This is a genomic window from Cytobacillus sp. FSL K6-0265, assembly GCF_038003465.1.
Classification (GTDB): domain Bacteria; phylum Bacillota; class Bacilli; order Bacillales; family Cytobacillaceae; genus Cytobacillus; species Cytobacillus stercorigallinarum.
The window spans coordinates 1,138,685-1,164,307 of the sequence record NZ_JBBOPE010000001.1 but is presented as its reverse complement, the minus strand read 5'-3'; the positions used below and the strand labels follow the sequence as shown (position 1 = coordinate 1,164,307).

At 36.4% G+C, this 25,623-nt stretch carries 21 protein-coding genes; 7 read left to right on the top strand and 14 right to left on the bottom strand.

The features are described from left to right. Positions 1-116 precede the first annotated feature (116 nt). Positions 117-1,031 (top strand): VanW family protein, encoded by a 915-nt coding sequence (locus MHH73_RS05950; protein WP_341065520.1) that lies wholly within the window; start codon positions 117-119, stop codon positions 1,029-1,031. Between the two features lie 325 nt (positions 1,032-1,356). Here MHH73_RS05950 and rraA read toward each other — a convergent pair whose 3' ends face one another. Both rraA and MHH73_RS05940 read right to left on the bottom strand, forming a co-directional pair. Further along, complete coding sequence (gene rraA / locus MHH73_RS05945) at positions 1,357-1,836, bottom strand: ribonuclease E activity regulator RraA (RefSeq protein ID WP_191815771.1); 480 nt, start codon at positions 1,834-1,836, stop codon at positions 1,357-1,359. A gap of 307 nt (positions 1,837-2,143) precedes the next feature. Continuing rightward, entirely contained in the window at positions 2,144-3,286 is a 1,143-nt protein-coding gene (locus MHH73_RS05940) for a trans-sulfuration enzyme family protein (RefSeq protein WP_191815769.1), read from the bottom strand. A gap of 176 nt (positions 3,287-3,462) precedes the next feature. On the opposite strand from MHH73_RS05940, the gene MHH73_RS05935 reads away from it, so the two are divergent. After that, on the top strand, positions 3,463-4,986 hold the full coding sequence (locus MHH73_RS05935) for an FAD-dependent oxidoreductase (protein ID WP_191815767.1): 1,524 nt from the start codon (positions 3,463-3,465) through the stop codon (positions 4,984-4,986). Between the two features lie 542 nt (positions 4,987-5,528). Here the strand turns inward: MHH73_RS05935 and MHH73_RS05930 are convergent. Next, positions 5,529-6,680 (bottom strand): DEAD/DEAH box helicase, encoded by a 1,152-nt coding sequence (locus MHH73_RS05930; protein ID WP_341065512.1) that lies wholly within the window; start codon positions 6,678-6,680, stop codon positions 5,529-5,531. Between the two features lie 227 nt (positions 6,681-6,907). Between MHH73_RS05930 and MHH73_RS05925 the strand changes: the two genes are divergently transcribed. After that, on the top strand, positions 6,908-8,131 hold the full coding sequence (locus MHH73_RS05925) for an MFS transporter (RefSeq protein WP_341065509.1): 1,224 nt from the start codon (positions 6,908-6,910) through the stop codon (positions 8,129-8,131). A gap of 42 nt (positions 8,132-8,173) precedes the next feature. On the opposite strand, the gene MHH73_RS05920 is transcribed toward MHH73_RS05925, so the two are convergent. The 4 genes from MHH73_RS05920 to MHH73_RS05905 form a co-directional block, all read right to left on the bottom strand. Then, positions 8,174-9,436 (bottom strand): S8 family peptidase, encoded by a 1,263-nt coding sequence (locus tag MHH73_RS05920; RefSeq protein WP_191815761.1) that lies wholly within the window; start codon positions 9,434-9,436, stop codon positions 8,174-8,176. 407 nt (positions 9,437-9,843) lie between these two features. Further along, positions 9,844-10,836 carry a zinc-binding dehydrogenase gene (locus MHH73_RS05915; RefSeq protein WP_341065505.1) on the bottom strand — a complete coding sequence of 331 codons (993 nt, stop codon included), beginning with the start codon at positions 10,834-10,836 and terminating at the stop codon, positions 9,844-9,846. A gap of 225 nt (positions 10,837-11,061) precedes the next feature. Continuing rightward, positions 11,062-11,805, bottom strand: coding sequence for a type I methionyl aminopeptidase (map, locus tag MHH73_RS05910; RefSeq protein ID WP_191815757.1), 744 nt, complete (start codon positions 11,803-11,805; stop codon positions 11,062-11,064). A gap of 163 nt (positions 11,806-11,968) precedes the next feature. Beyond that, positions 11,969-12,169: a cold-shock protein gene (locus MHH73_RS05905; RefSeq protein ID WP_095370123.1), complete on the bottom strand. Its 201-nt coding sequence runs from the start codon at positions 12,167-12,169 to the stop codon at positions 11,969-11,971. Between the two features lie 242 nt (positions 12,170-12,411). Here MHH73_RS05905 and MHH73_RS05900 point away from each other — a divergent pair, with 242 nt between their 5' ends. The 3 genes from MHH73_RS05900 to MHH73_RS05890 all read left to right on the top strand — a co-directional run bounded on the left by MHH73_RS05900 (position 12,412) and on the right by MHH73_RS05890 (position 16,501). Continuing rightward, complete coding sequence (locus MHH73_RS05900) at positions 12,412-14,160, top strand: sensor histidine kinase (protein ID WP_191815755.1); 1,749 nt, start codon at positions 12,412-12,414, stop codon at positions 14,158-14,160. Beyond that, complete coding sequence (locus tag MHH73_RS05895; protein WP_191815753.1) at positions 14,144-14,875, top strand: LytR/AlgR family response regulator transcription factor; 732 nt, start codon at positions 14,144-14,146, stop codon at positions 14,873-14,875. The genes MHH73_RS05900 and MHH73_RS05895 overlap by 17 nt, the downstream gene beginning before the upstream one ends. 171 nt (positions 14,876-15,046) lie before the next feature. Next, positions 15,047-16,501: a carbon starvation CstA family protein gene (locus MHH73_RS05890; protein WP_191815750.1), complete on the top strand. Its 1,455-nt coding sequence runs from the start codon at positions 15,047-15,049 to the stop codon at positions 16,499-16,501. A gap of 226 nt (positions 16,502-16,727) precedes the next feature. Here MHH73_RS05890 and MHH73_RS05885 read toward each other — a convergent pair whose 3' ends face one another. Next, entirely contained in the window at positions 16,728-17,333 is a 606-nt protein-coding gene (locus tag MHH73_RS05885; RefSeq protein WP_191815748.1) for an exonuclease domain-containing protein, read from the bottom strand. A 225-nt stretch (positions 17,334-17,558) separates the two neighbouring features. Here MHH73_RS05885 and MHH73_RS05880 point away from each other — a divergent pair, with 225 nt between their 5' ends. Next, the gene (locus tag MHH73_RS05880; RefSeq protein WP_341065498.1) at positions 17,559-18,812 is read left to right on the top strand and encodes a HAMP domain-containing sensor histidine kinase; all 1,254 of its coding nucleotides are present in this window, start codon (positions 17,559-17,561) and stop codon (positions 18,810-18,812) included. A 79-nt stretch (positions 18,813-18,891) separates the two neighbouring features. Here the strand turns inward: MHH73_RS05880 and MHH73_RS05875 are convergent, their stop codons facing one another. From MHH73_RS05875 to MHH73_RS05850, 6 genes are all read right to left on the bottom strand, one after another. Next, positions 18,892-19,461, bottom strand: a complete 570-nt coding sequence (locus MHH73_RS05875; RefSeq protein WP_191815743.1) for a TetR/AcrR family transcriptional regulator — start codon at positions 19,459-19,461, stop codon at positions 18,892-18,894. A 70-nt stretch (positions 19,462-19,531) separates the two neighbouring features. Continuing rightward, positions 19,532-20,254, bottom strand: a complete 723-nt coding sequence (locus tag MHH73_RS05870; RefSeq protein ID WP_341065494.1) for a DUF3888 domain-containing protein — start codon at positions 20,252-20,254, stop codon at positions 19,532-19,534. Between the two features lie 570 nt (positions 20,255-20,824). Then, positions 20,825-22,006 (bottom strand): L-2-hydroxyglutarate oxidase, encoded by a 1,182-nt coding sequence (gene lhgO, locus MHH73_RS05865; RefSeq protein ID WP_341065492.1) that lies wholly within the window; start codon positions 22,004-22,006, stop codon positions 20,825-20,827. A gap of 21 nt (positions 22,007-22,027) precedes the next feature. After that, positions 22,028-23,284: a (Fe-S)-binding protein gene (locus MHH73_RS05860; RefSeq protein ID WP_341065488.1), complete on the bottom strand. Its 1,257-nt coding sequence runs from the start codon at positions 23,282-23,284 to the stop codon at positions 22,028-22,030. Further along, on the bottom strand, positions 23,277-24,692 hold the full coding sequence (locus MHH73_RS05855; protein WP_341065485.1) for an FAD-binding oxidoreductase: 1,416 nt from the start codon (positions 24,690-24,692) through the stop codon (positions 23,277-23,279). The genes MHH73_RS05860 and MHH73_RS05855 overlap by 8 nt, the downstream gene beginning before the upstream one ends. 17 nt (positions 24,693-24,709) lie before the next feature. Next, positions 24,710-25,405, bottom strand: a complete 696-nt coding sequence (locus tag MHH73_RS05850) for a FadR/GntR family transcriptional regulator (RefSeq protein WP_191815733.1) — start codon at positions 25,403-25,405, stop codon at positions 24,710-24,712. Positions 25,406-25,623 lie beyond the last annotated feature (218 nt).

The following is a 25,623-nucleotide window of genomic DNA, read 5'->3' as shown; positions in this document are numbered from 1 at the left end:
ACGTGCCACAGCTTGATTTTGCTCTAAGACTTAAGTCTGAACGAGAACTGAGCCCCCATTTAATTCTATACATGTAAAACGAATTTAAGTTCATACTACAATTGGGAGGTGTGACAATGTCTCAATACTGGTTGCTTTCATTTTTGTTAATGATTTCACCTATCAATGATGATTCGATATTCACGATTAAAAAAGAAGAGCAAGTGATCACACAAATACAGAGAGAAGACTTTGCTATTCCACAGTCCAATTTACCATTTATCGAAATGAAAAAATTCGAGTCATTTATGGAAGATCTCGATAAAAAAACATTTATTGCCCCTAAAGACGCTTATATAAAAGGAAATACGATTATCCCGGAAATTGAAGGAAAGCGTTTATACCGGAAAGAATTTAAAAATCAATTTTTTCGCTATTATTTCTCCAAAGGAGTCTCAACTATCCAGCTTCCCCTTATATCTGTACCAGCCAGAGTGGATAGGGATTTAATCAGTCAAATCAATGTAAAAACAATTGGACAGTACGTCACTTACTTTAATAGCAATAATAAAAATCGCTCGCATAATATTTCATTGGCTACTGAGGCTATTAATAACTATGTCATTTTTCCTGGAGAGACATTTTCTTTTAATGATGTTGTTGGGAAAAGAACGAAGGGTAAAGGCTACTTACGTGCGCCGGTAATTGTTAGAGGGGAACTATCAGAAGATATTGGTGGTGGGATCTGTCAGGTGTCTTCCACACTATTTAATGCCGTCGATCGTGCCGGCGTAGAAATTGGTGAGAGATTCTCACATAGCAAAAGAGTCCCTTATGTACCAAAAGGAAGAGACGCAACGGTAAGTTGGTATGGTCCAGACTTTACCTTTACAAACCCATATGAATTTCCATTACTTATAAGCGCACACATTTATGGTGGTCAAATGATTGTTGTAATCAAATCTTCAGACGAAATTGAGACTTCACCACGCCATGTTCCCAACGCATCAAAGATATTACCAAAAGAAATAAGTGCAAATGGGGATACTTAAAAAGAAGAATCGTTATCCGACCTTATTTTTATCACCTGTTTTGAAATTAAAAGTGACGCCTAACTCTAAAATAAAGAATGTTCATGTCCCCTTCAAGTAAGAATGAAGAAATGAATTCTACTTTGAGGGGGTTTATTTTTTTCTATGGCAAAGTAATCCTGTAAAATGGGACGGTTGTTAATGTCAGCCGAAAGAAGAGCGAACGGCATGGTCATAGCTCTTCTAGACAAAAAGAACGAAAGAAACGCGCCCCGAAAATTCAATATCGACACGCGCTTACTGCTTAGCTTTTTATGGTAAACTATTCGAGGACAAGCCCCCATTTTTATAACAATGGCTTTTCTGAAACAATGACCCCATCTTCATCAGCGTATACATATTCGTCTGGCAACCAATCGAGCCCGCCAAATGTCACGATCGTATTCCTATCTCCTTTGCCCGCTTTTCTACTTTTTAAAGGACTGCTACCTATTGCTAATACACCAATATCCATTGCTGCTATATCGGCTGTATCTCGCACACAACCATAGATAATGACACCCGCTAGCCCGCGCGTTTCTGCAATTTTTGCTAACCGATCGCCCATAAGTGCACATCTCCTCGACCCGCCACCATCAACAACAAGCACATGACCTTCTGGGATACTTTCTAGTGCTTCAAGTACAAGTACATTATCTTCAAAAACCTTAACTGTTGAAACTTTACCATGAAATTTCTTTTTCTTACCATATGAATAGAAGACTTCTTGATTTACCTTTACCAATTCATGATGACCATCACATAAATCTGCTGTTTTAAAAGACATGATATCCCTCCTCACTCTACTCATTAACTTCGTCATCCGATGAAAAGTTTCCTTTTTCTAATGGAAAGTAAAAGTGATGACTTGCATATAAGTGTAATGAAAGGGGTGGATCATTATCGCTTATTTATGGATAGTAACATGCGCTTATTTACTCATCGTTGGTTTGGGTGCAGGTGTTTTTGTTTACACGTTAAGGTACGCGCTCCATTCAAAAGATTCTACCCAGATAGATGAAAAAAAAGAAGACATAGATAACCTTTTAAATTAAATGTTTTAGGCTGTGACCACTCGGTCACAGCCTCTCTTTTTACTTATTCATTGCTTGTTTAATTGCCAGAGAAATCTGTGCAATAATATCTTCGTAATGTTCAATACCAATAGAGATTCTAATCAAATGCTCATTAATGCCTAACGCCTTACATGTTTCTTCCGGTACCGCTCGATGAGAAGTTGTCATTGGATGTGAAACAGAGGATTCAACACCAGCTAAAGTAGGAACAATTTTTATCCACCCTAGTGAACGGAAAAATGTTGATACATCAGCTAGTTGTTTTAGTTCGATCGTAACCATTGCCCCATATCCATGTGCGCCATTTTGTTCGAAAGGATAATAAACTTTTTCTATCCCCTTATGTTTAAGTAGAGCTTCTGCTACTTTTTTCGCATTATAAGATTGTTCCCTCATCCTTAATGCTAATGTCTTTGCTCCCCTTGCTGTTAACCACGCCTCAAAAGGACTTAAGTTCACGCCAAGATTTACGACTTTTGCGGAGGCAATTTCGATTAACTCTTTACTTCCAACGATTACACCAGCAGTGACATCACTATGCCCACCAATATATTTCGTCGCACTATGAACAACCATATCTACTCCTAGTTCAATCGGCTGACAATGAAACGGAGAAGCAAAGGTATTATCAATCAATGTCTTCAAATTGTATTTTTTCGCCAATGATACAACAGCTTTAAGGTCTTCTACTCTTAATAATGGATTAGTAATTGATTCTGTATATAAAAGCTTCGTATTCTCTTTAATTGCCGCCTCGACTTGCGTCATATCGCTAAAAGGAACAATCGTTACGTCAATACCGAATTGTGTGAGCTCTTCTACAATAAGGTGAAAACTTCCGCCGTATACATCATCAGTAGCAATAATATGATCGCCATTCTTAGCTACTGCTAATATTCCTACCATAATGGCACCTAAACCTGATGCAGCTGCAACTCCTGCTTCCGCGCCTTCTAATCTTGCAACCACTTCTCCTAGTTCATCGGTGTTTGGATTGCCTGATCTCGTATACAAGTAGTTGCCGTTTCCACTATAAAAACCCTCTAGTTCTTCTAAGCTTTTAAAAGTAAATGCAGAAGTTTGGTAAATCGGTGTTGTTTTACTTTGAATGGTACGCTTTTCTTTTTTGTCTCCATGCAATAATGCCGTCTCAAATTTCATTTGACTGTTTCTCCTTTTAATACACTAAAAGTATAAATCGCCTTGTTTATTTTTCATAAATTTCTTAATTCTATCATTATAGCTCACAGTACTTTTTTACGTCAATTGAGGAAAGAAGTATAAGAAGCACCCATAAGGCTATATTAAACGGAGATATATATTTTAGAGGTGATTGTATGAATAATGAAAAAAATGACATGCCGAAATACCCTCAATCGTATTGGTTGAAAGAAAAACAACATCAATATCAATCATTAGAAGGTAACACAAAAACAGATGTAGTTATCATTGGCGCTGGTATAACAGGGATCACTTCTGCCTACTTATTGGCTAAAGAAGGTTTGAAAGTGATTTTATTAGACGCCGGGGAAGTTTTAGCAGGAACGACTGGGCATACAACTGCAAAAGTGACGGCACAGCATGGCTTAATATATGACGAGTTGATTGAACATTTCGGTATAGAGCAAGCAAGACTATATTATGAAGCCCAAGCTGATGCAGCCAAAATGATTGAAAAAGAAGCAGCAAATATAAATTGCGATTTTAGTAATGAAAGCTCTTTTATCTATGCAACCAATGATCAATACAGTGAAAAATTAACTTTTGAATATGACGCCTATAAAAGGTTGGGGATCACTGGGCAATTAAGAGATAGTATCCCATTCTCCATTCCAACTACCGGCGTGCTTGAAATGAATAATCAAGCACAATTTCATCCAGTTAAATATTTAGAAGGCATACTTAAACGTTTCATCGATCTAGGGGGCACGGTATTTGAACATACAACGGTCGTTGATATCGAGGAAGGGAAACAACCTGTTGTCATAACGAACGAAGGGCATCGTATTTTATGTAAATACGTTGTGATGGCATCACATAGCCCATTTTTAAAATGGAAAGGGTTATACTTTTCCAGGCTCTTACCTGAACGGTCATATGTAATTGCTATCGAAGGTGATGACGATTTTAAAGGAAACATGTACTATTGTGCCAATAACCCTGTTCGATCAATCCGTGCTACAACTTCAGAGGAGACAGGTAAGAAACTTATTCTTATTGGCGGAGAGGGTCATAAAACAGGAAAAGGCATTAACACTTATCAGCATTACGAGGCATTGCAAGCTTTCTCTAATGAGGTCTTCGGGAAGAAACCAATCACCTTTCGCTGGTCTGCACAAGATTTAACTACATTAGATAAAATACCTTATATTGGTCCTATCACGTCTGATGAAAATAATATCTTCGTGGCTACCGGTTATCGCAAATGGGGTATGACAAATGGTACAGCTGCTGGAATTTTATTAAAAGATTTGATCACTGAACAGCATACACCTTATCAGGAACTTTTCACCCCATCAAGATTCCATGCAAACCCTAGTATTAAGAATTTTATTACTTATAATGCTGATGTTGCAGGACAATTAATTAAAGGGAAACTTGAACCAGAATTTAAGCACCCTGAAGATCTAGCAAATAATGAAGGCGGCCTGGTGAAAGTGGATGGAAAACGCCGAGGCTGTTACCGCGATGACGATGGTCAGCTTCATATTGTTGACACGACTTGTACTCATCTAGGGTGTGAAACAGAGTGGAATGCCGGTGATCGTACTTGGGATTGTCCCTGTCATGGATCACGTTTTTCATATGATGGCGAGGTCGTTGAAGGTCCAGCAACTGAACCTTTGACAAAGCTGGATTAACGCATATGATCTTTGGATTGTGCGGCTATCAGATTGAAAAAATAAAATGAACGCCAAGCGATTTCCAAGATTGATATTGCAACATATAAGTTTGATAAAATATTGAAGATGTGTGGGCAAATAGGAAATGTTATGTTATGTACAACATTCAAGCGGAATAGGTAGAGAAGCGCGTAAGTCGTGTTTTTGACCATTCTTAAATAATCAAAAACGGGCATTGATTTCTTGAGTTCCTTTCCATCTTAAAAGTGGCGTTTTCTAAAGCTCACTGGAACCTTCCCCTATAGAAAAAAAATGAACTGCACCCCAATTGGGTTGCAGTTTTTCTATGGCCAAGGAAGCTGTCAATAGAGCTGGAAATGATCCACACTTTCAAAATGTGGAATACTATAACAAGAAAGCAGGAAGGCGAAATATAAAATGAGTCCGGTGCAATACCGAACTCATTTTACCCGAGTGGCCTAATGAAATAACCATGTTACTTCACAAACTTGCGGGATTTCTTATCATTTCTTATTGTAGCCTTTGACACTATGACAACCTTAGCGTCTTTTTTCGTTTGACTGGCGTTCTGGATTGACGATTTTTCCACCATGCATTATTTTCTCTTCTAATTGAAGATTTAAATCTTTAGCAAAACGTTTTAAATCTCTTTCTTCATTTATCGTAACAAGTGATACCACTGTTCCATCTGCACCAAAACGACCTGTTCTCCCTGAGCGATGGATATACTGCGTTTTCTCACGCGGTAAGTCAAAGTGGATGACATGAGTAATTCCCTTAATATCTAACCCTCTCGCTGCTACATCTGTTGATAAAAGTAAGCACGCATCCTTTTTCCTAAAGCCATTTAAATTTTTAGATCTTTCAAATTTATTTAAATCACTGTGGAGTACATTTACGTTAATATGGTTATACTCTAGCTTTTCTTTCATAATCATGATATTGGGGATATCCTTAACAAATACAAGCGCCTTCAAATCATCTATTCGAGAAAGCTTTTCCAATAATTTAACTTTTTCCCGTTGTTCCACCTTAAAATAAAGATGCTTCACATCACCCGCAGTGATCGTCTCATCTTTTTCAATAGTGATAACCTCTGGTGATTTCATCCAACTTTTAGCTTCCACTTCTATTGTTTTAGGTAAAGTAGCAGAAAACAGCACCACTTGCCTTTCCTTTAAAGTAGCTTTTATTATATTTTTTACATGCTCAAGATGTTCGGGAATGAGAAGTTGATCTCCTTCATCAAGGACAACTGTTTTTACCGCATGCATTTTCAATTTCTTTTGCTTAATTAATTCAAGAATTCTGCCTGGGGTTCCTAAAACGATATGTGGGCGTTGTTTTAATTTTTCTAGCTGACGCTTTACATTCGCACCACCGATAAATGAAGCACTTCGGATATTACTTTCTTTTCCCCACTTTTGTGCCTCACTTAAGATTTGCATAATTAACTCTTGTGATGAGGCGAGAATAACTACCTGTACCTCTTTGCTGTCTGGTTGAATTTTTTCTAAAACAGGTAATAAATACGCTAACGTTTTTCCTGTACCTGTTGGGGATTGAGCAATAAGATCTTTTCCCTCTAATACTTTAGGAATCGCCTCTTGCTGTATATTTGTTGGTTGTTTAAATTGCGATTGTTCCCATACTTTTTTAATAAACGGCTTTAGTTCGCCAATAACTTCCATAGATGATATAACTCCTTTATTTAACAATAAACAGTTTAAACGACTTCACGCAGATGAAATACGTTTATAATACATAATATAAAGGTATCCTGTCCAAATAACAATGGCTCATGTAAAAACATCCTCGGTAAGTCGAGTTAAAAACCTTTTCCTTTTTATTTTAGTTAAGTTCGTTTATGATAAATTTAGTGTTACGAAATGTTTAAATGAGAAAGAAGTGTTCGTTCATGATCCATCCACAAGTAAAGACAAATATTAAAATTATGTGGTTTGCCAACTTCTTTGTTTCAGCTAGTATGACGATGGTCTTGCCATTTATATCATTATATATTGAATCATTTGGTCAGTTTTCTGACGCCTATATTCAAAGATGGTCGGGGTGGATTTTTGCCATTACATTCGTTACTGCCTTTATTGTAGCTCCAATTTGGGGGAGAATTGGTGATTTGTATGGAAAGAAAAAGGTGTTAATCATTTCGGCTTCAGGAATGGCCCTTTGTATTTTCCTATTAGGTTTTGCGACAAGCGTATGGCATTTGTTTTATTTAAGACTATTTATGGGTATCTTCACAGGTTTTATTCCCCTTTCACAAGCTTTTATTTCTACACAAACACCAAAAAGAATGGCAGGACAAGTGCTTGGCACCTTACAAACAGGTAGTATCACAGGCTCACTTATGGGACCTTTAATCGGTGGGGCTCTAGCTGACATAGTCGGTTTTTCTTCTACTTTCAATTGGACATCATTAGCCATTTTTATCTCTGCGATTCTCGTTATCTTCACGAAAGAATTTCAAATTAATGAAGTGAAGAAGTCAGAGAAGCAGAATTATACGAGTAAAGAAGTATTAAAACATATACTTACAAACCCTGTTCTTGTAACTGTTTTAATCTTATCGATGTTGATTCAAGTGGCTCATTTTAGTATTCAACCGATTCTGTCCCTTTATGTCAGCGAAATACATGGCCCAGAAAATTTAGCTCTTTATGCAGGTATCGCTTTTTCCGCAGCTGGTGTAGGCAACTTGATGATGTCAAAAACATGGGGAAAGCTAGGAGACAACTATGGTTATATAAAAATATTAATGGCCTTATTGTTTTTAGCTGGTATCGTCTATCTTCCAGGCGGATTTGTCACTGAGATGTGGCAGCTTATTATTATTCGGTTTGCTCTAGGAGTAACCATTGGAGGAATTATCCCTGTGCGCATTGCCTATATTAGACAGGCTGCACCTATAGCCATGCAAGGAGAAGTGTTAGGATATAATACCAGTTTAAGATTTTTAGGAAATGTGATCGGACCTGTTATGGGAGGAATGGTTGCTGGGGCCTTTGGATTTACTGCCGTTTTTATAACTACAAGTCTATTACTAATTGCAAGCGGGTTTATCCTTCTCTTTTCAGTTATGAAAAACCCTAGATATTTAAAGAATTCTAGCACGTCATCATAAACAAAAGAGGTTGCTACCTGAATATAGCAACCTCTTTTTTAATTATCTTACTCTAGGGTAACCAAATCCTGATGCATAGTCGTCACCTGTTGAGGCACCAATTCCACCTTTAATATCATAAACTTTGGCACGATTTTGTAATTCTGTTCTTAAAGTAGATTTACTCCATGAAGGATTCGCAGCCCAAATTTTTGCTGCTAAACCAGCTACATGTGGTGTAGCCATAGATGTACCACTAATTGTGTTATAACCGCCATTATACCAAGTAGATTCTACTGCTGCACCTGGAGCAGATACTTCAATATCACGCTCTTGAATGACATAATCACCATCAGTAGCTGGGTTACCTCTTGATGAGAAATTCGCTACGCGATAAGTCCCATTTTGTTGTACATTCTCTAAAGCTGCAACTGCAACTGCATTAACCAATGCTCCTGGGTAACCAATTGTATTACTACCTGAACCACTATTTCCTGCCGCCGCAACAACTAATACACCTTTATTGTATGCATAGTCTACTGCACTCGAGATAAGTGAATCTTTACCAGAAGAACCAAGAGACATATTAATAACTACTTTGGAACCTGTGCTAGTTGCTTGATCTGCTACATGTCTAATTGCTGCAGCAATATCATCTGAATAACCAGAACCGTTGTCACCTAACACCTTGTATGCCCAAAGTTTCGCATCAGGAGCTACACCGTAAACACCTTGCCCATCACTACCACCATGTGCTAAAACAGTTCCTGCCACATGTGTACCATGACCTTGGCGATCCGTACAAGAGCCATTTACAAGTGGACTGGATTGTGTAAAGTCTTTACACTGTTCTGCTGATCCTGCTAAGTCAATATGATTGGTATAAACTCCTGTATCAAGCACAGCAACTTTAATGCCATTACCGCCTGATGTTTCAGTTAAAGATTGATTATTATAGATTGATTTAATTCCCCATGGTGTTTGTGAACTTGGCACAGCTGTTACTTCTGCTTTCGACACTTCTCCTGTTACCGTTGCTATGCTCATTTCATTTACCTTTTGTACTTCGACATTTTTTGTCGCTTGTAATGTCTGTAACTCCTTAGCATTCACATCTGCAGTGAAACCTTCTTTACCAAAGTCCCATCGTTTTTCATACTTTGTTTCTAATGCATTAACAGAATTGCTAGGGGCTTGTATCAATACGCGATATGTTTCACTTCCCTTTGCCTCATCTGAAACTTGTGCAGAAATACCTGATGCAAAGACGGACATCCCTAATGTAAGACTAAGTAGTGCAGCTGCTACTGTTTTCTTCTTCGTCATTTACTAGTTCCTCCCCAAATTTTAATGTCTTACTTAAGGGATATTATATTTCAAATATTCAGACGGCAACAATGTGTAAAATTCAGCATTTATTCATTTGTAAAAAACAGTAAATTTGACATATTTCTTTCCAAGTAGCAGGCCTTCAGACATTTTTTTTAAAAATAAATCAGGTATTTTTTTCCATTAAATCAATATTTATGATAATAACCCTTTTTATTACTAGGAATTAAAAGTAAATTTAGGTCTCTAGAAAGGTATAAAAGTGTAATATCACACCCTTCCTCCCCGTGAATTTGAAGGAAAAAGTGTTTTTGAGTGCCATTTATTTCTTTCCACCGCGATTTCTTATGATGATAAAAGAAAGAGTGAACGAAGTTTTTAATTTCTTCGTTCACTCCCATTACTCATTTCCCTATTTGAAAGACGATTTTTCCTAGCTGTTTTGCTTGTTCTAATCTTGCAAATGCTTTTTGATAATCTGCTAACTGATAAACTTGATCCATTACCGGCTTGATTTGATGATCGTTTATAAATGTAAGCATTTGTTTGTATTCTTCTGCACTTCCCATTGTGCTACCAAGAATATTTTGTTGTGCGTAAAAGAATTGACGAAGATTTACAGTCACCTCATCTCCTGTGGATGAACCGAAAATCACGAGTGTGCCTCCTTTACGAAGAACGGCTAGGGATTGGTTGAATGTTGCAGCTCCGACTGATTCGATTACTAGGTCCATTTTGCCGCCAATTTGTGCTTGCCAATCTGCCCCACTATCAAGAGCTTCTTTCGCACCTAATGATAAAGCTTTTTCTCTCTTTTCTTCCGAGCGAGAACTCACGTATACTTCCGCACCAGCGGCTACGGCAAATTGTAAAAGAGAAGTAGCCACTCCCCCGCCAATACCAGGGATAAATACTTTCATCCCTGGCTTTACTTGCCCTCTTGTAAATAAGGCACGATAAGCAGTTAAACCTGCTAACGAAAACACCCCTGCCTCTTCCCATGACATATGTGGAGGTTTAGGGAAGGCATTAATGGCAGGAATAACAATATGATCGGCAAAAGTACCGTGATACGGAAAGCCAACAATCTCAAATCCCTCTGGGGGGGCGTCACTGTTTTTTTCCCAGCCTAATCCTGGATTAATAACGACCTCATCTCCGACTTTAATATTTGTCACCTCTGCACCAATTTCCACCACAACACCTGCACCATCAGAACCTAATACAAGTGCTGGGTCAGTTGATTGATGTCGATGGAGAATAAATAAATCTCTATGGTTTAATCCCGCCGCCTTTAATTGAACTTTTACTTCTTTATCACCAACAGGAAAATCATTTACTTCCTGATAATCCGTTCCATTTATTCCTGCTTCACCTTTATGTATCACTGCCTTCATACGTTCCCACACTCCCTTTTTTATATCTATCATAAGGGTAATCTATTGTTGTGAAAAGTAATAAACCTTAAGAGAATTGTATTTCACATTCAGGCATCTTCATCACACGGGAGATTAACATCCTTTCCTGTTTGTCTGTTCAGCATAACCACATGAATGAAAGATACTTTCCTACATAAAAAAAAGAACGACACGATTAGATATCGCTACCGCTCTTCATTTCATTTACTTCGTAATAATCATTGGGCCTTCTTTAGACACAATAACTGTATGTTCACATTGAGCAACAAAACTTTTATTAGGTGTAATGAAAGTCCAGCCATCACTTTGTTCACGAACTTCTTCATCTCCAGTGGAGATAAAGGGTTCGAAAGCAATAACCATCCCTTCTCGCAATAATTGATTATCCCAGTTATCATAATAATTAAGAATATGATCTGGCTTTTCATGTAAAGAACGACCAATTCCATGGCCAGTTAAATTCATAATCACATTAAAACCATTATTTTTTGCTGTTTGATAGACAGATTTCCCGATTCGATTCAGTTTCGCACCTGGTTTTATTTTTTTTAGTCCCTCATCGAAAGCTTTTTGTGCAGTTTCACATAAAGTCTGTAGTTTCTCATTCCCATTACCTACAACGATTGATAAACCTGTATCAGCGAAATAACCATTCTTTGATCCAGATACATCAATATTAACTAAATCTCCATCTTGAATCACTCTATTTCCAGGGATACCGTGTGCTACTTCCTCATTTACACTAATACAAGTATATCCTGGGAAGTCATACTCACCCTTTGGACCAGATAATGCTCCATGCTCTTCAAACATTTTCCCAGCTATATCATCCAATTCTTTTGTTGTGACGCCAGGCTTTGTTTGAGCAATCATTTCATCCCTAATTAAAGCAACAATTTTCCCGATTTCCTTTAAACCCGCTAAATCTTCTTCAGTTTTTACAATCATAACGATTCCTACCTTTATTTAGTCTCTATTTATATTATAGTCTATTTATCATAAAGAAAAAAAGGATTCCAGTAAGTTTGTAATTATACTACTTTTTAGAAAACAGTACCTTGTTTCGGCAAAAAAAATACAAGCCCTTCATCAGGCTTGTATTTCAACTATATTATAGTTTAACTACATTAGAAGCTTGTGGTCCACGTTGACCTTCTTCTACTTCAAATGTTACGCTTTGTCCTTCATCAAGCGTCTTGAAACCTTCAGTTTGGATAGCTGAATAATGTACGAATACATCTTGTCCTTCTTGTGTTTCAATGAAACCAAAACCTTTTTCTGCATTAAACCATTTCACTTTTCCTTCTGCCATGAATAAATCCTCCTTATGTATAACACATAAATTATGACTATTCTTGTGGAACATACATGAAGCAAACGTATATACACTCGCATCTTTCTTACATTCCGAACAAAAATAATTTCTTTCATAATAGCAGAAAGTGGAAAAGATTGCAAAGGTAAAAGCGGGAATTTTTTGAAAATTTTTATGATACTTAGATATTTTAGCCTTTTAATGTATGATAGAAATATATATAATGAAGGAGTTTTTTTATGTTTGAATTGTTCATTACTATGTTAGAGAGGCTTGGTATTATTGTTACCATAGCCTTTATTCTAACACGGTTCCAATTTTTTCGAGATATGATTTATAAGGAAAATGTAAAAAAAGATCTTCAATTAAAAGCAATTTTATTTTTTGGTTTTTTCGGAATAATCGGGACATATACAGGTTTATCTTTAAATGCTGAAACATTAAATATAAACAGATGGGCATCTAATTTAACAAGTGAAGAAGCCATTGCTAACTCACGCGTAATAGGTGTCGTTTTAGCTGGACTGTTCGGTGGTTATAAAGTAGGTTTAGGAGCTGGACTAATTGCAGGAATCCATCGTTTTACACTAGGTGGCTTTACTGCCTTCTCATGTGGGTTAGCAACCATCATGTCCGGACTAATTGCAGGCTACTTTCATAAGAAGAAAGACCATGTAAAGCTTTCTTCTGCCTTTTTTATAGGAGCTACTGCAGAAGCCGTTCAAATGCTTCTCATTCTCCTTCTGTCGAGACCGTTCGAAAAAGCTGTCTCTTTAGTTGAAGTAATCGGTGTGCCAATGATTATTGCAAACGGTGTAGGATCAGCTTTATTCCTCCTAATCATTAAAAATGTAGTGAATGAAGAAGAAAAGGCAGGAGCACTACAAGCGCAAAAGTCATTACGAATCGCTGATCAAACTTTATCACATCTTAGAAAGGGAATGACACAGGTCTCCACTAAGGCAGTCTGTACCATTTTATTAAGGGAAATCCATGCTAATGCAGTGGCCATTACAAATAAACATGTGATTCTTGCCCATGTTGGTTCAGGTGATGATCATCACCGAGTAGACCACCCCATCCAAACAGAAATTACAAAAGAAGTAATTAATAATGGTAAATTAATTGTTGTAGGTAATGAAGAAATACAATGTCAAAATGACCATTGTCCACTTGGTGCCGCTGTTATTGCTCCACTTAAGCAACGTGGACAAATCATCGGTACTTTAAAAGTATATTTTACCTCGGAGAAGGAAGTGACTAATTTAGAAATTGAGTTGATCTCAGGGTTAAGTGTGTTACTAAGTAATCAGCTAGAAATAGCCGAAGCAGATAAAGCATTTCAATTGGCTAAAGAAGCAGAAATTAAGGCTTTGCAAGCACAAATTAGTCCCCATTTTCTTTTTAACACATTAAATACCATTGTCTCTCTTGTAAGAATTGATGCCGATAAAGCAAGAAAACTGCTTATTACTTTGTCCCAATTTCTAAGGCAAAACTTAAATGCAACGACAGCAAACCGTATCACATTGGAACAAGATATTCTTCATATGAAAGCCTATTTAATGATAGAACAAACGAGATTTGAAAACAGAATACAAGTCGAATATTATATTGAGAATGAAGTTCTTGATAGTAAGATTCCACCGCTCACCTTGCAGCCAATTGTAGAAAATGCCATTATACATGCATTTAAGCAAATGAACAAAAATTGTATGATTAAAGTACAAATTAAACAAATGAACAATCGAGTTGCTATTTCGATTAAAGACAATGGTATGGGCATTAAGCATGATAGATTAAAGCATATTGGGGAAGAACCAATCACATCAAAAACAGGTACTGGTCTCGGATTATACAATGTAAATAGAAGATTAATTATGACATTTGGCAAGAATGCCAGATTACACATCAAAAGTGAAGAAAACAATGGAACGGAAATAACCTTTAATATACCTGTGGAGGAAGAAAATGAAGACAAAGATTAAAGTGCTCGTTGTAGATGACGAGCCATACAGCCGGGAAGAATTAAAGCATTTGTTATCAATATTTGATTCTATTCAAATTGTTGGCGAAGCTGATTCAGGAGAAGGTGCCATCATACAATCGATTCAATTACAGCCAGATATCGTTTTTCTTGATATCGAAATGCCCAAAATGGATGGCATGCAAACAGCTAAAAGTTTAATGGAATTCAAAAATCCACCTAAAATCATATTCGCAACAGCTTACCCTCAGTTCGCTGTAGAAGCTTTTCGCTATGAAGCGATCGATTACTTACTAAAACCATATGATGAAGAACAACTTTCTGAGACGGTCAGCCGTATAATCAAATATTTAAAGCCAATAGATCTGCCCAAACAAGGTAAATTAGCTGGAAAGCTGGCAATCGAAGAGAATGGAGAAATAATTTACATTGAACCTAAAGATATTATGTATGTTTACAAGGAAGATAAATTTTCACGAATTATCACTATAGATAATGCTTATGAGACAAAAGCATCATTAAAAGAGTTAGAAAATCGACTATCTACGTATTCTTTCTGTAGAATACATAAAAGCTATTTTGTTAATTTAAGATATATTAATAAACTTTCTCCTTGGTTCAATGGTGCATTTCAGTTAGAGCTAAAAGGATCGAATGAAAAACTTTCTGTCAGCAGAAATTACGTAAAGGATTTAAGAACAAAACTAGAAATATAGGTCATGACACTCAATTAATTATCAGACTATTTACACTAAAAAATGCATCTTAATTTAATAAAAGGACCTCTTACTCACGGATTTATACATGTTATGCTCAAAATACTCAACCTTGAATCATAGTCATTTATAATAAATGAAAACGTATACATTAACAAAGGAGGCAATGCTATGATTACATTTATTTCTTGTATTATCTTATTAATTGTTGGTTATTTCACATATGGTAAGTATGTTGAGAAAGTTTTTGGGGTGAAAGGAAATAGAGCGACACCTGCATTCACACATAAAGATAATGTTGACTACCTACCTATGAGCACAAAAAAAAACTCACTGATTCAATTACTTAATATTGCTGGTACAGGTCCAATTTTCGGCCCGATTTTAGGTGCGTTATATGGCCCAGTCGCGTTTGTTTGGATTGTTATTGGTTGTATCTTTGCAGGTGCTGTGCATGATTACTTAACAGGTATGATTTCTATAAGAAACAGGGGAGCTCACTTACCTGAGTTAGCGAGTAAATTTTTAGGGAAAGTTATGAAGCATGTCGTAAATGCTTTTGCCATTCTATTACTATTATTAGTAGGTACAGTCTTTGTTTCTACTCCTGCTAGTTTATTACATCTATTAATGGACGGAAAAGTCGCACTAGGTCTTATTGTCGGATTTATTTTTCTTTACTATATTTTAGCAACACTCCTACCTGTTGATAAAATCATTGGTCGTCTTTATCCTTATTTTGGTGCGTTATTAGTAATTAGTGCATTAGGTGTTGGTATCGGTCTTTTAGTCACAGGTGCACCTATTCCTGAACTTTCTTTTCAGAATTTTCACCCTGATAATGCTCCTTTGCTACCTTTATTATTCTTTACAATTTCATGTGGGGCGCTATCTGGATTTCATGCTACCCAAACACCAATTATCTCTAGAACGACTCAAAATGAGACGCAAGGCAGAAAGATTTTCTATGGAATGATGATTGCAGAAGGTATTATTGCCATGATTTGGGCCGCAGCTGCTATGAGCTTATTTAATGGTTATGGTGGTTTAAATGAAATGCTTGCTGCCGGTGGTCCTGGCGCAGTAGTAAGTGAAGTATCTACAACCCTACTTGGAGCTATTGGTGGTACATTAGCTGTTTTAGGAGTAGTTGTACTTCCTATTACTTCAGGGGATACAGCATTTAGAAGTGCGAGAATGATTATTGCCGATTATATTAAATTCCCTCAAATTAAATTTTCTAGTCGTTTATGGATTGCTGCTCCATTATTTGCGATTTCCATGGTACTTACACAAATAGATTTCAATGTGTTATGGAGGTATTTCAACTGGGCGAACCAATCAACCGCTGTAATCGCATTGTTTGTCGGCGCCATGTATTTGTATATTGCTAAGAAAAATTACTTTATCGCATTAATACCAGGTAGCTTTATGTTAGTAATGGTTATTACTTATATCTTAAATGCTCAAATCGGATTTGGTCTCTCTATGACTACTTCTTGGATAGGCGGAGCTATTGGTGCGATCGTTCTAATAACAATATTCTTTATTGCTGCACGTAAAGCAAGAGCGAACAAAATACCATTGGAAGAAGATATATCTAATTGGAATAATAGTGTAGCTTAATGTTTCATATCTGTATATGAGTCTCTGATGATCAATCAGAGACTCTATATTTTGTAACGATAGAAAATAGTAGAAAAATGTCAGTTATAGAACTTAGGTTATAATTAACCTATCATATGACACGTTCAAATAAACATAAGCTTTTACTAAAAAGGTGCTTTCACTTATCATTCATTTACAGTGAAAACACCTTTTATACGATAATTTTCCAATATTTATGAGGGAATCAAATATACTTTTTTACTTTAGGTTGATACTTACGCATCGGGCCTTTCTTGAGTATATCCTTTAAATACGATTCTCCATTTGGATTTTTGTTTTTCAATAATTCTAGTAAATATGTAATATCATCCATTGCTCTATGATTTTGATAGTTTGTAATTCGGTGGCCTTTTAAAAGGGTCAATAATTTACTGTTATAAAAGCCATATTCTTTCCACGGGACTCCCCTCATCGTACAATACCATTTCAGTTCATTTACATCATTAGGATACATTTGATAGAGAAAACTTCTATCAAATGATGCATTATGAGCAAGAACAATATCCGTATACGCGAACATCTTCTTTATTTCACGATCATCAAAGCTTTTCCCCACCACATCTTCAAAAGGGATGCCGTGAATTTTATAAGCTTGATTATAATTTCTTAATGCACTAGTCGATTCCGGTTCTCTTAAATAGCTTCGTTCATCTTTTATTGAAAGAATATCCCCTGTCTGTTGATCAAACGAAAATAATTTCAAGGCGATTTCAATTACCTCATCATTAACTGGCGACAAGCCCGTTGTCTCTACGTCGAGAACAAGTCCTAACCCTTCATTTATATGCACACAAACCCTCCGCTCTCTTTTTTTGTTTAGCATATAATAGAAAAATAAGAATTGCCAGCAGAAAAGAAAGGAAATTTTATTGCTTGAATCTGATTCATATTCATTAGAGTATTTTGAAATTATTAGGCATCACCCATTATATTTTTCTTAATTTTCCGCATTTTTATTGTCAGATGAAAGGAAAACATATAAAATTTTCCTATACACTAAAAGGGATGTGAAAAAATGGTCATTACCACTCATTTTTTCCTTAATCTATCACTGTTAATTGTCATCCTATTTTTTCTGCTCGTATGGATTGAAAAGAACCTTGGTTTTCATTTTTCAAAAACATCAGCAACTATTACTCTGTCCCTGATGATCGGCATTTGTTATATTTTTTCATTTGAACCAGAACCTGGATTAATGATGGACTTAAGGATTATACCTGTAATATTAGGTGGATTGTATGTTGGTGTCGGTCCGTTACTCGTAATTGTCGTTATTGCTGTAAGATGTTTTTATGGAATTAATTTAGGATTCTATGTAACTATGTTTGAATATCTTTTGCTAGGATGCTTATTTTTATATTTATACCCAAGATTTAAGCAGATTTCTGCTAATAAGAGAATTATGCTAGCTGTTCTTATTACTTTTATCTCTAGTATCGTTTCACTCATTTTATATGAGTTATATGTACCACAATTAAACTCACTTGATTTATGGTTTGCCTTTCTTACCATTCCAGCTCTTGGTGTAGGAATGGCCGTTTATATTATTGAATTTGTCTTCAAAACGATCGATATGCAGAAAAAGCTTATCATCGCGGAAAAACTAGAAGCCGTTGAGCAAATGGGGGCAGCAATTTCACATGAAATTAGGAATCCACTCACAGCTGCTGCGGGATTTGTACAATTATTAAAAGAACAAACACTTTCTCCTTCAAAAAGAAATGAATACTTAGAAATCGTCCAACATGAACTGGCATCAGCAGAACGCGTCATTCAGAACTATCTTACTTTTTCTAAACCTGGATTAGATAAAATTGAAACAATGAATGTCAAGAAAGAACTAGGCCATGTCATTAGTATACTACGGCCGATAGCTAATCAAAATTCGGTCGAAATAACAACCAATTTCTCTATCATAGGTGACATCGAAGGCGATAGACAAAAGTTTCAGCAATGCTTCTTAAATGTTATTAAAAACGCCATTGAATCGATGCCAAGAGGTGGCCAACTGTATATAAGCTCTAATTATTCTTCTACGCATATTAGAATCGAGGTTCAAGATACAGGGCTTGGTATGACTGAAGACCAAATTCGTCGTCTAGGAGAGCCTTATTATTCCACCAAAGGGGCAAAAGGGACTGGGTTAGGAATGATGGTTGTTTTTAGTATCGCCAGAGCAATGAAAGGAACAATAAAAGTGCAAAGTAAAATTAATGAAGGAACTGTATTCATCTTTACATTTCCGTCCGTCCACCCCCATTCCTCCTAACCACGCTATAAAAATAATAAGAGCAGGGAATCATAAAATTCCCTGCTCTTATCACTTCAATAATACTTTCTTTTTGTAATTATGATAAGCCCTTTAAAACGAACCAAGCATGTGCCTCTGCATAGGATCGAATCTCTTCAAAGTCTTTCACATAACCTTTATGGTGTTGTATAAAACCATGTAGGGCAATGAAAGCAGAATAAACAAGTGATTCCTCAGTTTGTTGTTCTTTTAGTTGTAGAACAGCATATTCAAACCGATAGTATGTTTTTTGGGCTATTTCTGTAATCGAATGCTTGTCGTTACTCGTATAAAAAGCAAATAATAGATCGTAACGGTGATGAAGGTTAATACCAAATTCCATGAAAGAAACTAAGAGTTGATTAAGCTTATCTATTTTATTATCGTCACCATATTGAATGGTGACGATCATTTGTGTCAGAACATTGAAGTCTTCCTCAATGATCCGATATAATAAAGCATCCATATGATTAAAATGAACCGTTAGCGCCTTCACTTGGCATCTCATTTTCATAGCAATTTCTTCTAAAGTAATATTATGATACGCATTATCAGTTACAAGCTCTTTAACAACAGCCACTATTTTATCCGCAGATATGTATTGATCATGAAAATGATGTGTTGGCATATGTACCCCCCCAGCCCTATTAAATAGTAATTAAATTTTAGCACCAGGGTTTTTAAGACACAATCCTTTATCACATATGAGATAGTATTTGCTCTGTCATTTTCTTTCCTTGTTTTTGTTCTCTTTTATCTACCTTCCACCCATTGCCAAAATGTCTTAAAGTAATCATTTCGTTCATTCCACTTTTATTTTTATAGAGAATTAAGATTTCCTCTTTATTGAAGTAGATGAGTGGTTGAATGGTATTTTTATACTTTGATGTTGTTTCATCATTGATATCTTTCACTACTTGCATTACTGGTATGAGACGATCAGTCCAACCATTTTTGCTTGCTAGAAATTGAAACTGATTAAAACGGGTTTGATGATATCTGCGCCACCTTTTTTTGAAACTATGTTCCATGTCATTAGCCACCTTTCGATAAAAGTGATTAACCTTTTTCTCTTCTTCGTCTCCTTTATGTTTATAAGTGATGACCTCTGGACCTAGAGGTGTCAAATCTAAAACAAGAGAATCTTGCCCGTACGGAGGTAAGTACCCTTCTTCATACGTAGTTATTTCAAGTTTGAGAATCATATGATACCCTTTTCGATTCCATTTAAGTTTCTTTATCTCCGTATCATACAGATTGTATTGTTTTTCATACCCATAATATTGATGAATTTTTTCAGTAAGTATAGGTGCTAGAGATGTTAAAAGTGCATCGGATACGACAGAAGAATCTTCACTAGCTACTATACCATTTGGAAAAAGAATGAAAATAAGCAATAATAACGTCACGATCTTCTTCATGTGTAAACACACTCCTTTATCTTTATCATCTCCCGCATACTTATAAGTAACGGCTGTAATTTCTTCCTATTACTGTTTGACATCAATCTCCTTTGACTACTTATTTTCCGGGAAATTTTTAAAAATAAAAGAGAAAAAAGGCGATTAATGTATATTTCCCTTAGTTCTGTTTGACATATGAACTAAATTCTAAGTAAAAGAAAAAAGGCTAGGACTCAACTAAATGAGCTAACCTCAAAAAAGAACAATAACAAATGATGATCTTTAAACATCATTTACAAAAAAAGTCCGTTCCATTGCGCTACAGTCACTCGCTTTCCGCGGGGAGGGGCTAAGCCACCTAAAGGCATTGCCTGTGGGGTCTCAGCTTTCCCTCTATTTCCCGCAGGAGTCGAGTGTCTTCCGCTCCATTTCACTATTCTTTTCATATAAAGGTTCAAATCACAAAAAAAAAACGAATGATTAGATGTTAGATACTCCTAATCATTCGGATGATTCATTAGCTAATATACTTATGTCCCAACATCTTAAATCCTAAAAAAATTTGTTTATTTACCAAAAATTCAGTTTTTATATTAGCTTTCTTACTATCTCCTTGCCAATATCAATAGACGCCGTTGCAGCAGGGGAGGGTGCATTTAATACATGAATGGCACGTTTGCTCGGCAATATGTAAAAATCATCAACTAATGAGCCATCATCCTTCAAGGCCTGTGCTCTAACTCCTGCCGGTCCTGTTTTTAAATCTGTTGCTTGTATTTCTGGCATAAGTTTTTGAACATTCTTTAAGAAAAGTTGTTTAGAGGCTGAACGAATCATTTCCTCGATCCCTTCCTTCATATAACCACTTGCTAGCTTCCAAAATCCCTTATATGCTAACACCTCAAATAAATCCGGTAAATAAATATCTGTCTTTCGGTAACCTTCACGTTTGAAACCTAATACTGCATTTGGACCGACATCGATCGCACCGCCAATCATTCTCGTAAAATGAACACCAAGGAATGGGAATTTAGGATTGGGAACAGGATAAATTAAATGCTTTACTAAATGACGTTTTTCCTCAACCAGTTGATAGTATTCACCACGGAAGGGAACAATTTTCATATCAGTTAATAATTTTGCTTTTTTCGCAATCCGATCGGAGTGTAGACCACCACAGTTGATATAAAATTGACCTTTTATATCTCCTTGATCAGTGATAACAACTACTTCATTATTATCTTCTTGAATGGCCACAACTTCATGATTAAGTAGAATATCTCCACCTTTATGACGAATGAAATCCGCCATTTTTTCGGACACTTGTCGATAGTTAACAATTCCTGCCATTGGTACATGAATGGCTCTTTTCCCATTTACATGTGGTTCTCTTTCCAATAGTTCTTCTTTTTCCATTAAATGAATATCAAGTCCGTTCTGTCGCCCTCTTTTATATAGATTATCTAATAGTGGCAACTCTTCTTCTTCACTAGCGACAATTACTTTACCGCAAATATCATATTCGATATCATTACTTTCACAAAAATCCTTCATGGATTGTCCGCCGATTTTAGCTAATCTCGCTTTCTCACTACCTGGCTTATAATAGATACCAGAATGAATAACACCACTATTATGCCCTGTCTGATGTGCCGCTACATGGCTTTCTTTTTCAACAATTGCAATTTTCAACGATGGTTTCCGTTCTAGTAGTTCAAACCCTACAGATAAACCAACAATTCCCCCACCAATGATTATATAATCATACATTCTCTTCACCTTCTATCATTTCTATAAACCACATGCTTCAGCTAATATTTCGACAATATGAACGACTTCTACGCTCATCTCTAACCCTTCACGCTTCACACCCATGCACATTTGTAGATGACAACCTGGATTAGAGGTGACAATCACTTCTGGTACTCTTTCTTTTACATAATCCATTTTTTCATCTAAGATTTCCATTGACTCTTTATAATGGAAAATATTATACGTTCCCGCTGACCCACAACACATATCCATTTCTGGAAGAGGAATATACGTAGCGGCTGGAATACGCTGAATAAGGTCTAACGGTGATTTTTTCACTTTTTGCACATTTGTTAAGTGGCATGACGGTTGATACGTAATCTTTTTTTCGACCTTTTTTGTAAACTGAATATCCAACTCTGCTAAAATCACACTAATGTCTTTGCTTTTTTCAGCAAATACTTTTGCTCGTTCAGACCAATCTGGATCGAACTGTAGCAGCTGATCATATTCAACTAACATTGCGCCACAACCACCAATACTATTAACAATATAATCATAGTGATCTTTTTCAAAGGCACGGATGTTTTCTTTGGCTAATTGTATCGTCGTTTCGCTATCTCCTTCATGATGCTGAAGAGCACCACAACATGTCTGATTTTTTATCACTGTTACTTCACAACCGGCATGCTTAAGCAACTTTATGCTTAAATCATTAATTCGTGCAAAAAACACATCCATAATACAGCCAGTAAAAAAGGCGACCTTCATTTTTGTTTCTTTATGAGGTATGAGTGTCCCTTTTCTAAGTGCTTTATCGGGCTTTGTGATGTTAGGTAAAATCGCTTCAAATGCACGTAATTTTTCAGGCAGGATCTGTATTCCCTTCGTTACTTTAGCTAATTTTTCTATACCAGAATGTTGATAGAACCTAAGAGAATGATTCATCGTATTTAACATTCCTTTATTAGAAAGTCCTTTTTTCATAGCCAATTGATTAAAAAATGGACTTCCTTCTTGCTGCATCCTTACTTCTTTATATGAAGACAAAATTTTTCCATATTGTACATTAGTAGGACAAGCTGTTTCACAAGCGCGGCAGCCAAGGCATAGTTCCATAGAATCTTCAATTTCTTTTAGTGAGATTTTCCCTTCAGAAGCCATCTGTACTAAGTTAATTCTTCCTCTTGGCGAATGTCTTTCTTTTCCCATTGTCGTATATGTTGGACAGGCAGGAAGACAGTAACCACATTGGACACAATCAAATGTTTCTTCATAAGCTAATTGATTATTCATCGACTAATACGAGCCTTTGATTTTCATTTTCAGGAAAAACCTTACCAGGATTCATGATATTTTTGGGATCCCATGCGATCTTCATTCTTTTCATCATATTTAATCCAGCCTCCCCTAGCTCCATTTTCATAAACGGTGTCTTCATTGTGCCAATGCCATGTTCGCCTGATAAAGTCCCACCTAGTTGTATAGCTGTTTCGAATATCTCAGCTACAGCAAGTTCGACTCTCTTCATTTCTTCTTTATCCCTTTTATCAGTAATAATATTGGGATGGAGATTACCATCGCCTGCATGCCCGAATACAACTAGATCAATATTGTATTTTTCTTTAATTTGTTTTAGTCGTTTAAACATTTCTGGGATTTTACTTCTTGGAATTGTCGCATCTTCAGAAATTTTCGTTGGTTTTTTTCTTACAATCGCTGGGGAGACAAGTTTTCTCGCTTTCCAGAGTTTCTCTGCTGCTATCTCATTCGCTGCTATCTGAACTTCCCGTGCTCCTACCATTAGGCAAACTTGTTCTACTTGTTTACACTCATCAGCAATTGCCACTGGATGACCATCTAATTCTATAAGGATAATAGCATCAACATCGGTCGGAAGTCCGATTGATTCATATTCTTCAACAGCTACAATGGAAGCTTGATCCATAATCTCCATTTTAGATGGTAATATTCCAGAAGTGAGCACTTTCGATATGGCTCTTCCTGCATCGACAATATCATCGAAAATAACCATCATCGTACCGGTTGCTTTTGGCCGTGGGACTAGTTGTAGGGTTGCTTCGGTAATAATACCTAATGTACCTTCAGATCCGACTATCAGCTTAGTTAAATCATAACCAGTAACATTTTTAATTGTACGACCACCTGTTTTAATGACTTCTCCCTCAGGTGTAACGACTTCTAACCCCAACACATAATCTTTTGTTACCCCATACTTTAAACCTCTTGGTCCACCAGCATTTTCCGCTAAATTACCACCAATTGTTGACACATGCGCACTACTTGGATCAGGGGGATACATCAGCCCATATTTTTTCGCAGCTTTGTCTATTTCAGCTGTCAATACTCCTGGTGAGACAACAGCAATTGTATCATCACTATCTATGTCTAATTTTTGATTCCATTGAGAAAAGTCCAGGACCACTCCACCATGAACAGGCAATGGCCCACCACTTAGACTGGTTCCTCGACCTCTTGGGTACAAAGGGACTTTATATTGATTGGCCACCTTTACTATAGACACAACTTCTTGTGTGGACATTGGCTGTATGACTAATTCTGGTAAATAAGCACCGAACGACCCATCATATGAATAAGAGACTAAATCTGCTTTCTCTTTTAACATTCTCGTTGGTGATTTTATGGCTTTTTTAAATTGTTCGACCATCTCATCTGTTAACATGATGGCACCTTCTTCCTTTACTTTTCTTCTTTTAATTTCTTCCTTACATTTTGCAAATGACTCTTCATTGCTTTTCTTGCATTTTCTTCATCTTGACTTTCTATCGCTTTATATATCGCTTCATGCTCAAGATAGACGCTTTCCCTTTTTCGTTGTAATCCTAAGTTCTTCTTTAATGAAAAAGCGACAGCCTTACGGTAAAGGTCACCGATATTATCCATGACCCCGACCATAAAGCTATTCTTTGTTGCTTCAATCATATACTTATGAAAATCCAAATCGGCTTGAAGGCCCACTTCATCAGGGTTAGTAAGTGTCTCCTCTAGCCCTTTTAACGCTTTCTTGATTTTCTCTAAGTCGGAAGAATCACGACGATTAGCAGCTAGAGCAGCGGCCTCTGTTTCCATAATTATCCTTAATTCCAATAACTCAAAAACCTCTTCTAATGAAATATATTGCAACGTTAAACGGTCCATCATATCGACAAGATGTAATTCTTTCACATAACTTCTGCCACCTTGCCTTGATTCAATGATGCCACTTGCTGATAAGACACTGAGTGCCTCCCTAACTGGAGCGCGGCTTACGCCAAATAATTTCGCCAATTCATTCTCAGAAGGTAATGGTTGATTGGGCGGAAACTCTTTGCTTTTAATTTTTTCATTTAATTGCTCTAATACTTGCGCCGATATCTTCTTCCGTTCAATTTTCATTTGCTACTAATCTCCTTTATTTAATCCCTTTAAAGCTTTCAATCTATCAGTCTCTGAACATAAATAAAATGATCACACCATTTGGAGGGCCCCATCCAATAGTGGAGACAATCATTATATTTAAAAAATCAATGAAAACCTTCACTTGTATTACAAGTATACAACGAAATATTAAAAATACAATAATAATTCTAAAAACTTTAATAATAAAAAAAGCT

Excerpts from the sequence above, each read along its gene's own strand:
- MHH73_RS05895 (WP_191815753.1), top strand. The coding sequence starts at position 14,144 with ATGAAGACAAAGATTAAAGTGCTCGTTGTAGATGACGAGCCATACAGC.
- MHH73_RS05850 (WP_191815733.1), bottom strand. The coding sequence starts at position 25,405 with ATGAAAATTGAACGGAAGAAGATATCGGCGCAAGTATTAGAGCAATTA.
- MHH73_RS05875 (WP_191815743.1), bottom strand. The coding sequence starts at position 19,461 with ATGCCAACACATCATTTTCATGATCAATACATATCTGCGGATAAAATA.
- MHH73_RS05900 (WP_191815755.1), top strand. The coding sequence starts at position 12,412 with ATGTTTGAATTGTTCATTACTATGTTAGAGAGGCTTGGTATTATTGTT.
- MHH73_RS05880 (WP_341065498.1), top strand. The coding sequence starts at position 17,559 with ATGGTCATTACCACTCATTTTTTCCTTAATCTATCACTGTTAATTGTC.
- MHH73_RS05905 (WP_095370123.1), bottom strand. The coding sequence starts at position 12,169 with ATGGCAGAAGGAAAAGTGAAATGGTTTAATGCAGAAAAAGGTTTTGGT.
- rraA (WP_191815771.1), bottom strand. The coding sequence starts at position 1,836 with ATGTCTTTTAAAACAGCAGATTTATGTGATGGTCATCATGAATTGGTA.
- MHH73_RS05925 (WP_341065509.1), top strand. The coding sequence starts at position 6,908 with ATGATCCATCCACAAGTAAAGACAAATATTAAAATTATGTGGTTTGCC.
- MHH73_RS05950 (WP_341065520.1), top strand. The coding sequence starts at position 117 with ATGTCTCAATACTGGTTGCTTTCATTTTTGTTAATGATTTCACCTATC.
- MHH73_RS05930 (WP_341065512.1), bottom strand. The coding sequence starts at position 6,680 with ATGGAAGTTATTGGCGAACTAAAGCCGTTTATTAAAAAAGTATGGGAA.
- MHH73_RS05915 (WP_341065505.1), bottom strand. The coding sequence starts at position 10,836 with ATGAAGGCAGTGATACATAAAGGTGAAGCAGGAATAAATGGAACGGAT.
- MHH73_RS05870 (WP_341065494.1), bottom strand. The coding sequence starts at position 20,254 with ATGAAGAAGATCGTGACGTTATTATTGCTTATTTTCATTCTTTTTCCA.
- MHH73_RS05860 (WP_341065488.1), bottom strand. The coding sequence starts at position 23,284 with ATGAATAATCAATTAGCTTATGAAGAAACATTTGATTGTGTCCAATGT.
- MHH73_RS05920 (WP_191815761.1), bottom strand. The coding sequence starts at position 9,436 with ATGACGAAGAAGAAAACAGTAGCAGCTGCACTACTTAGTCTTACATTA.
- MHH73_RS05855 (WP_341065485.1), bottom strand. The coding sequence starts at position 24,692 with ATGTTAACAGATGAGATGGTCGAACAATTTAAAAAAGCCATAAAATCA.
- MHH73_RS05940 (WP_191815769.1), bottom strand. The coding sequence starts at position 3,286 with ATGAAATTTGAGACGGCATTATTGCATGGAGACAAAAAAGAAAAGCGT.
- lhgO (WP_341065492.1), bottom strand. The coding sequence starts at position 22,006 with ATGTATGATTATATAATCATTGGTGGGGGAATTGTTGGTTTATCTGTA.
- map (WP_191815757.1), bottom strand. The coding sequence starts at position 11,805 with ATGATTGTAAAAACTGAAGAAGATTTAGCGGGTTTAAAGGAAATCGGG.
- MHH73_RS05935 (WP_191815767.1), top strand. The coding sequence starts at position 3,463 with ATGAATAATGAAAAAAATGACATGCCGAAATACCCTCAATCGTATTGG.
- MHH73_RS05890 (WP_191815750.1), top strand. The coding sequence starts at position 15,047 with ATGATTACATTTATTTCTTGTATTATCTTATTAATTGTTGGTTATTTC.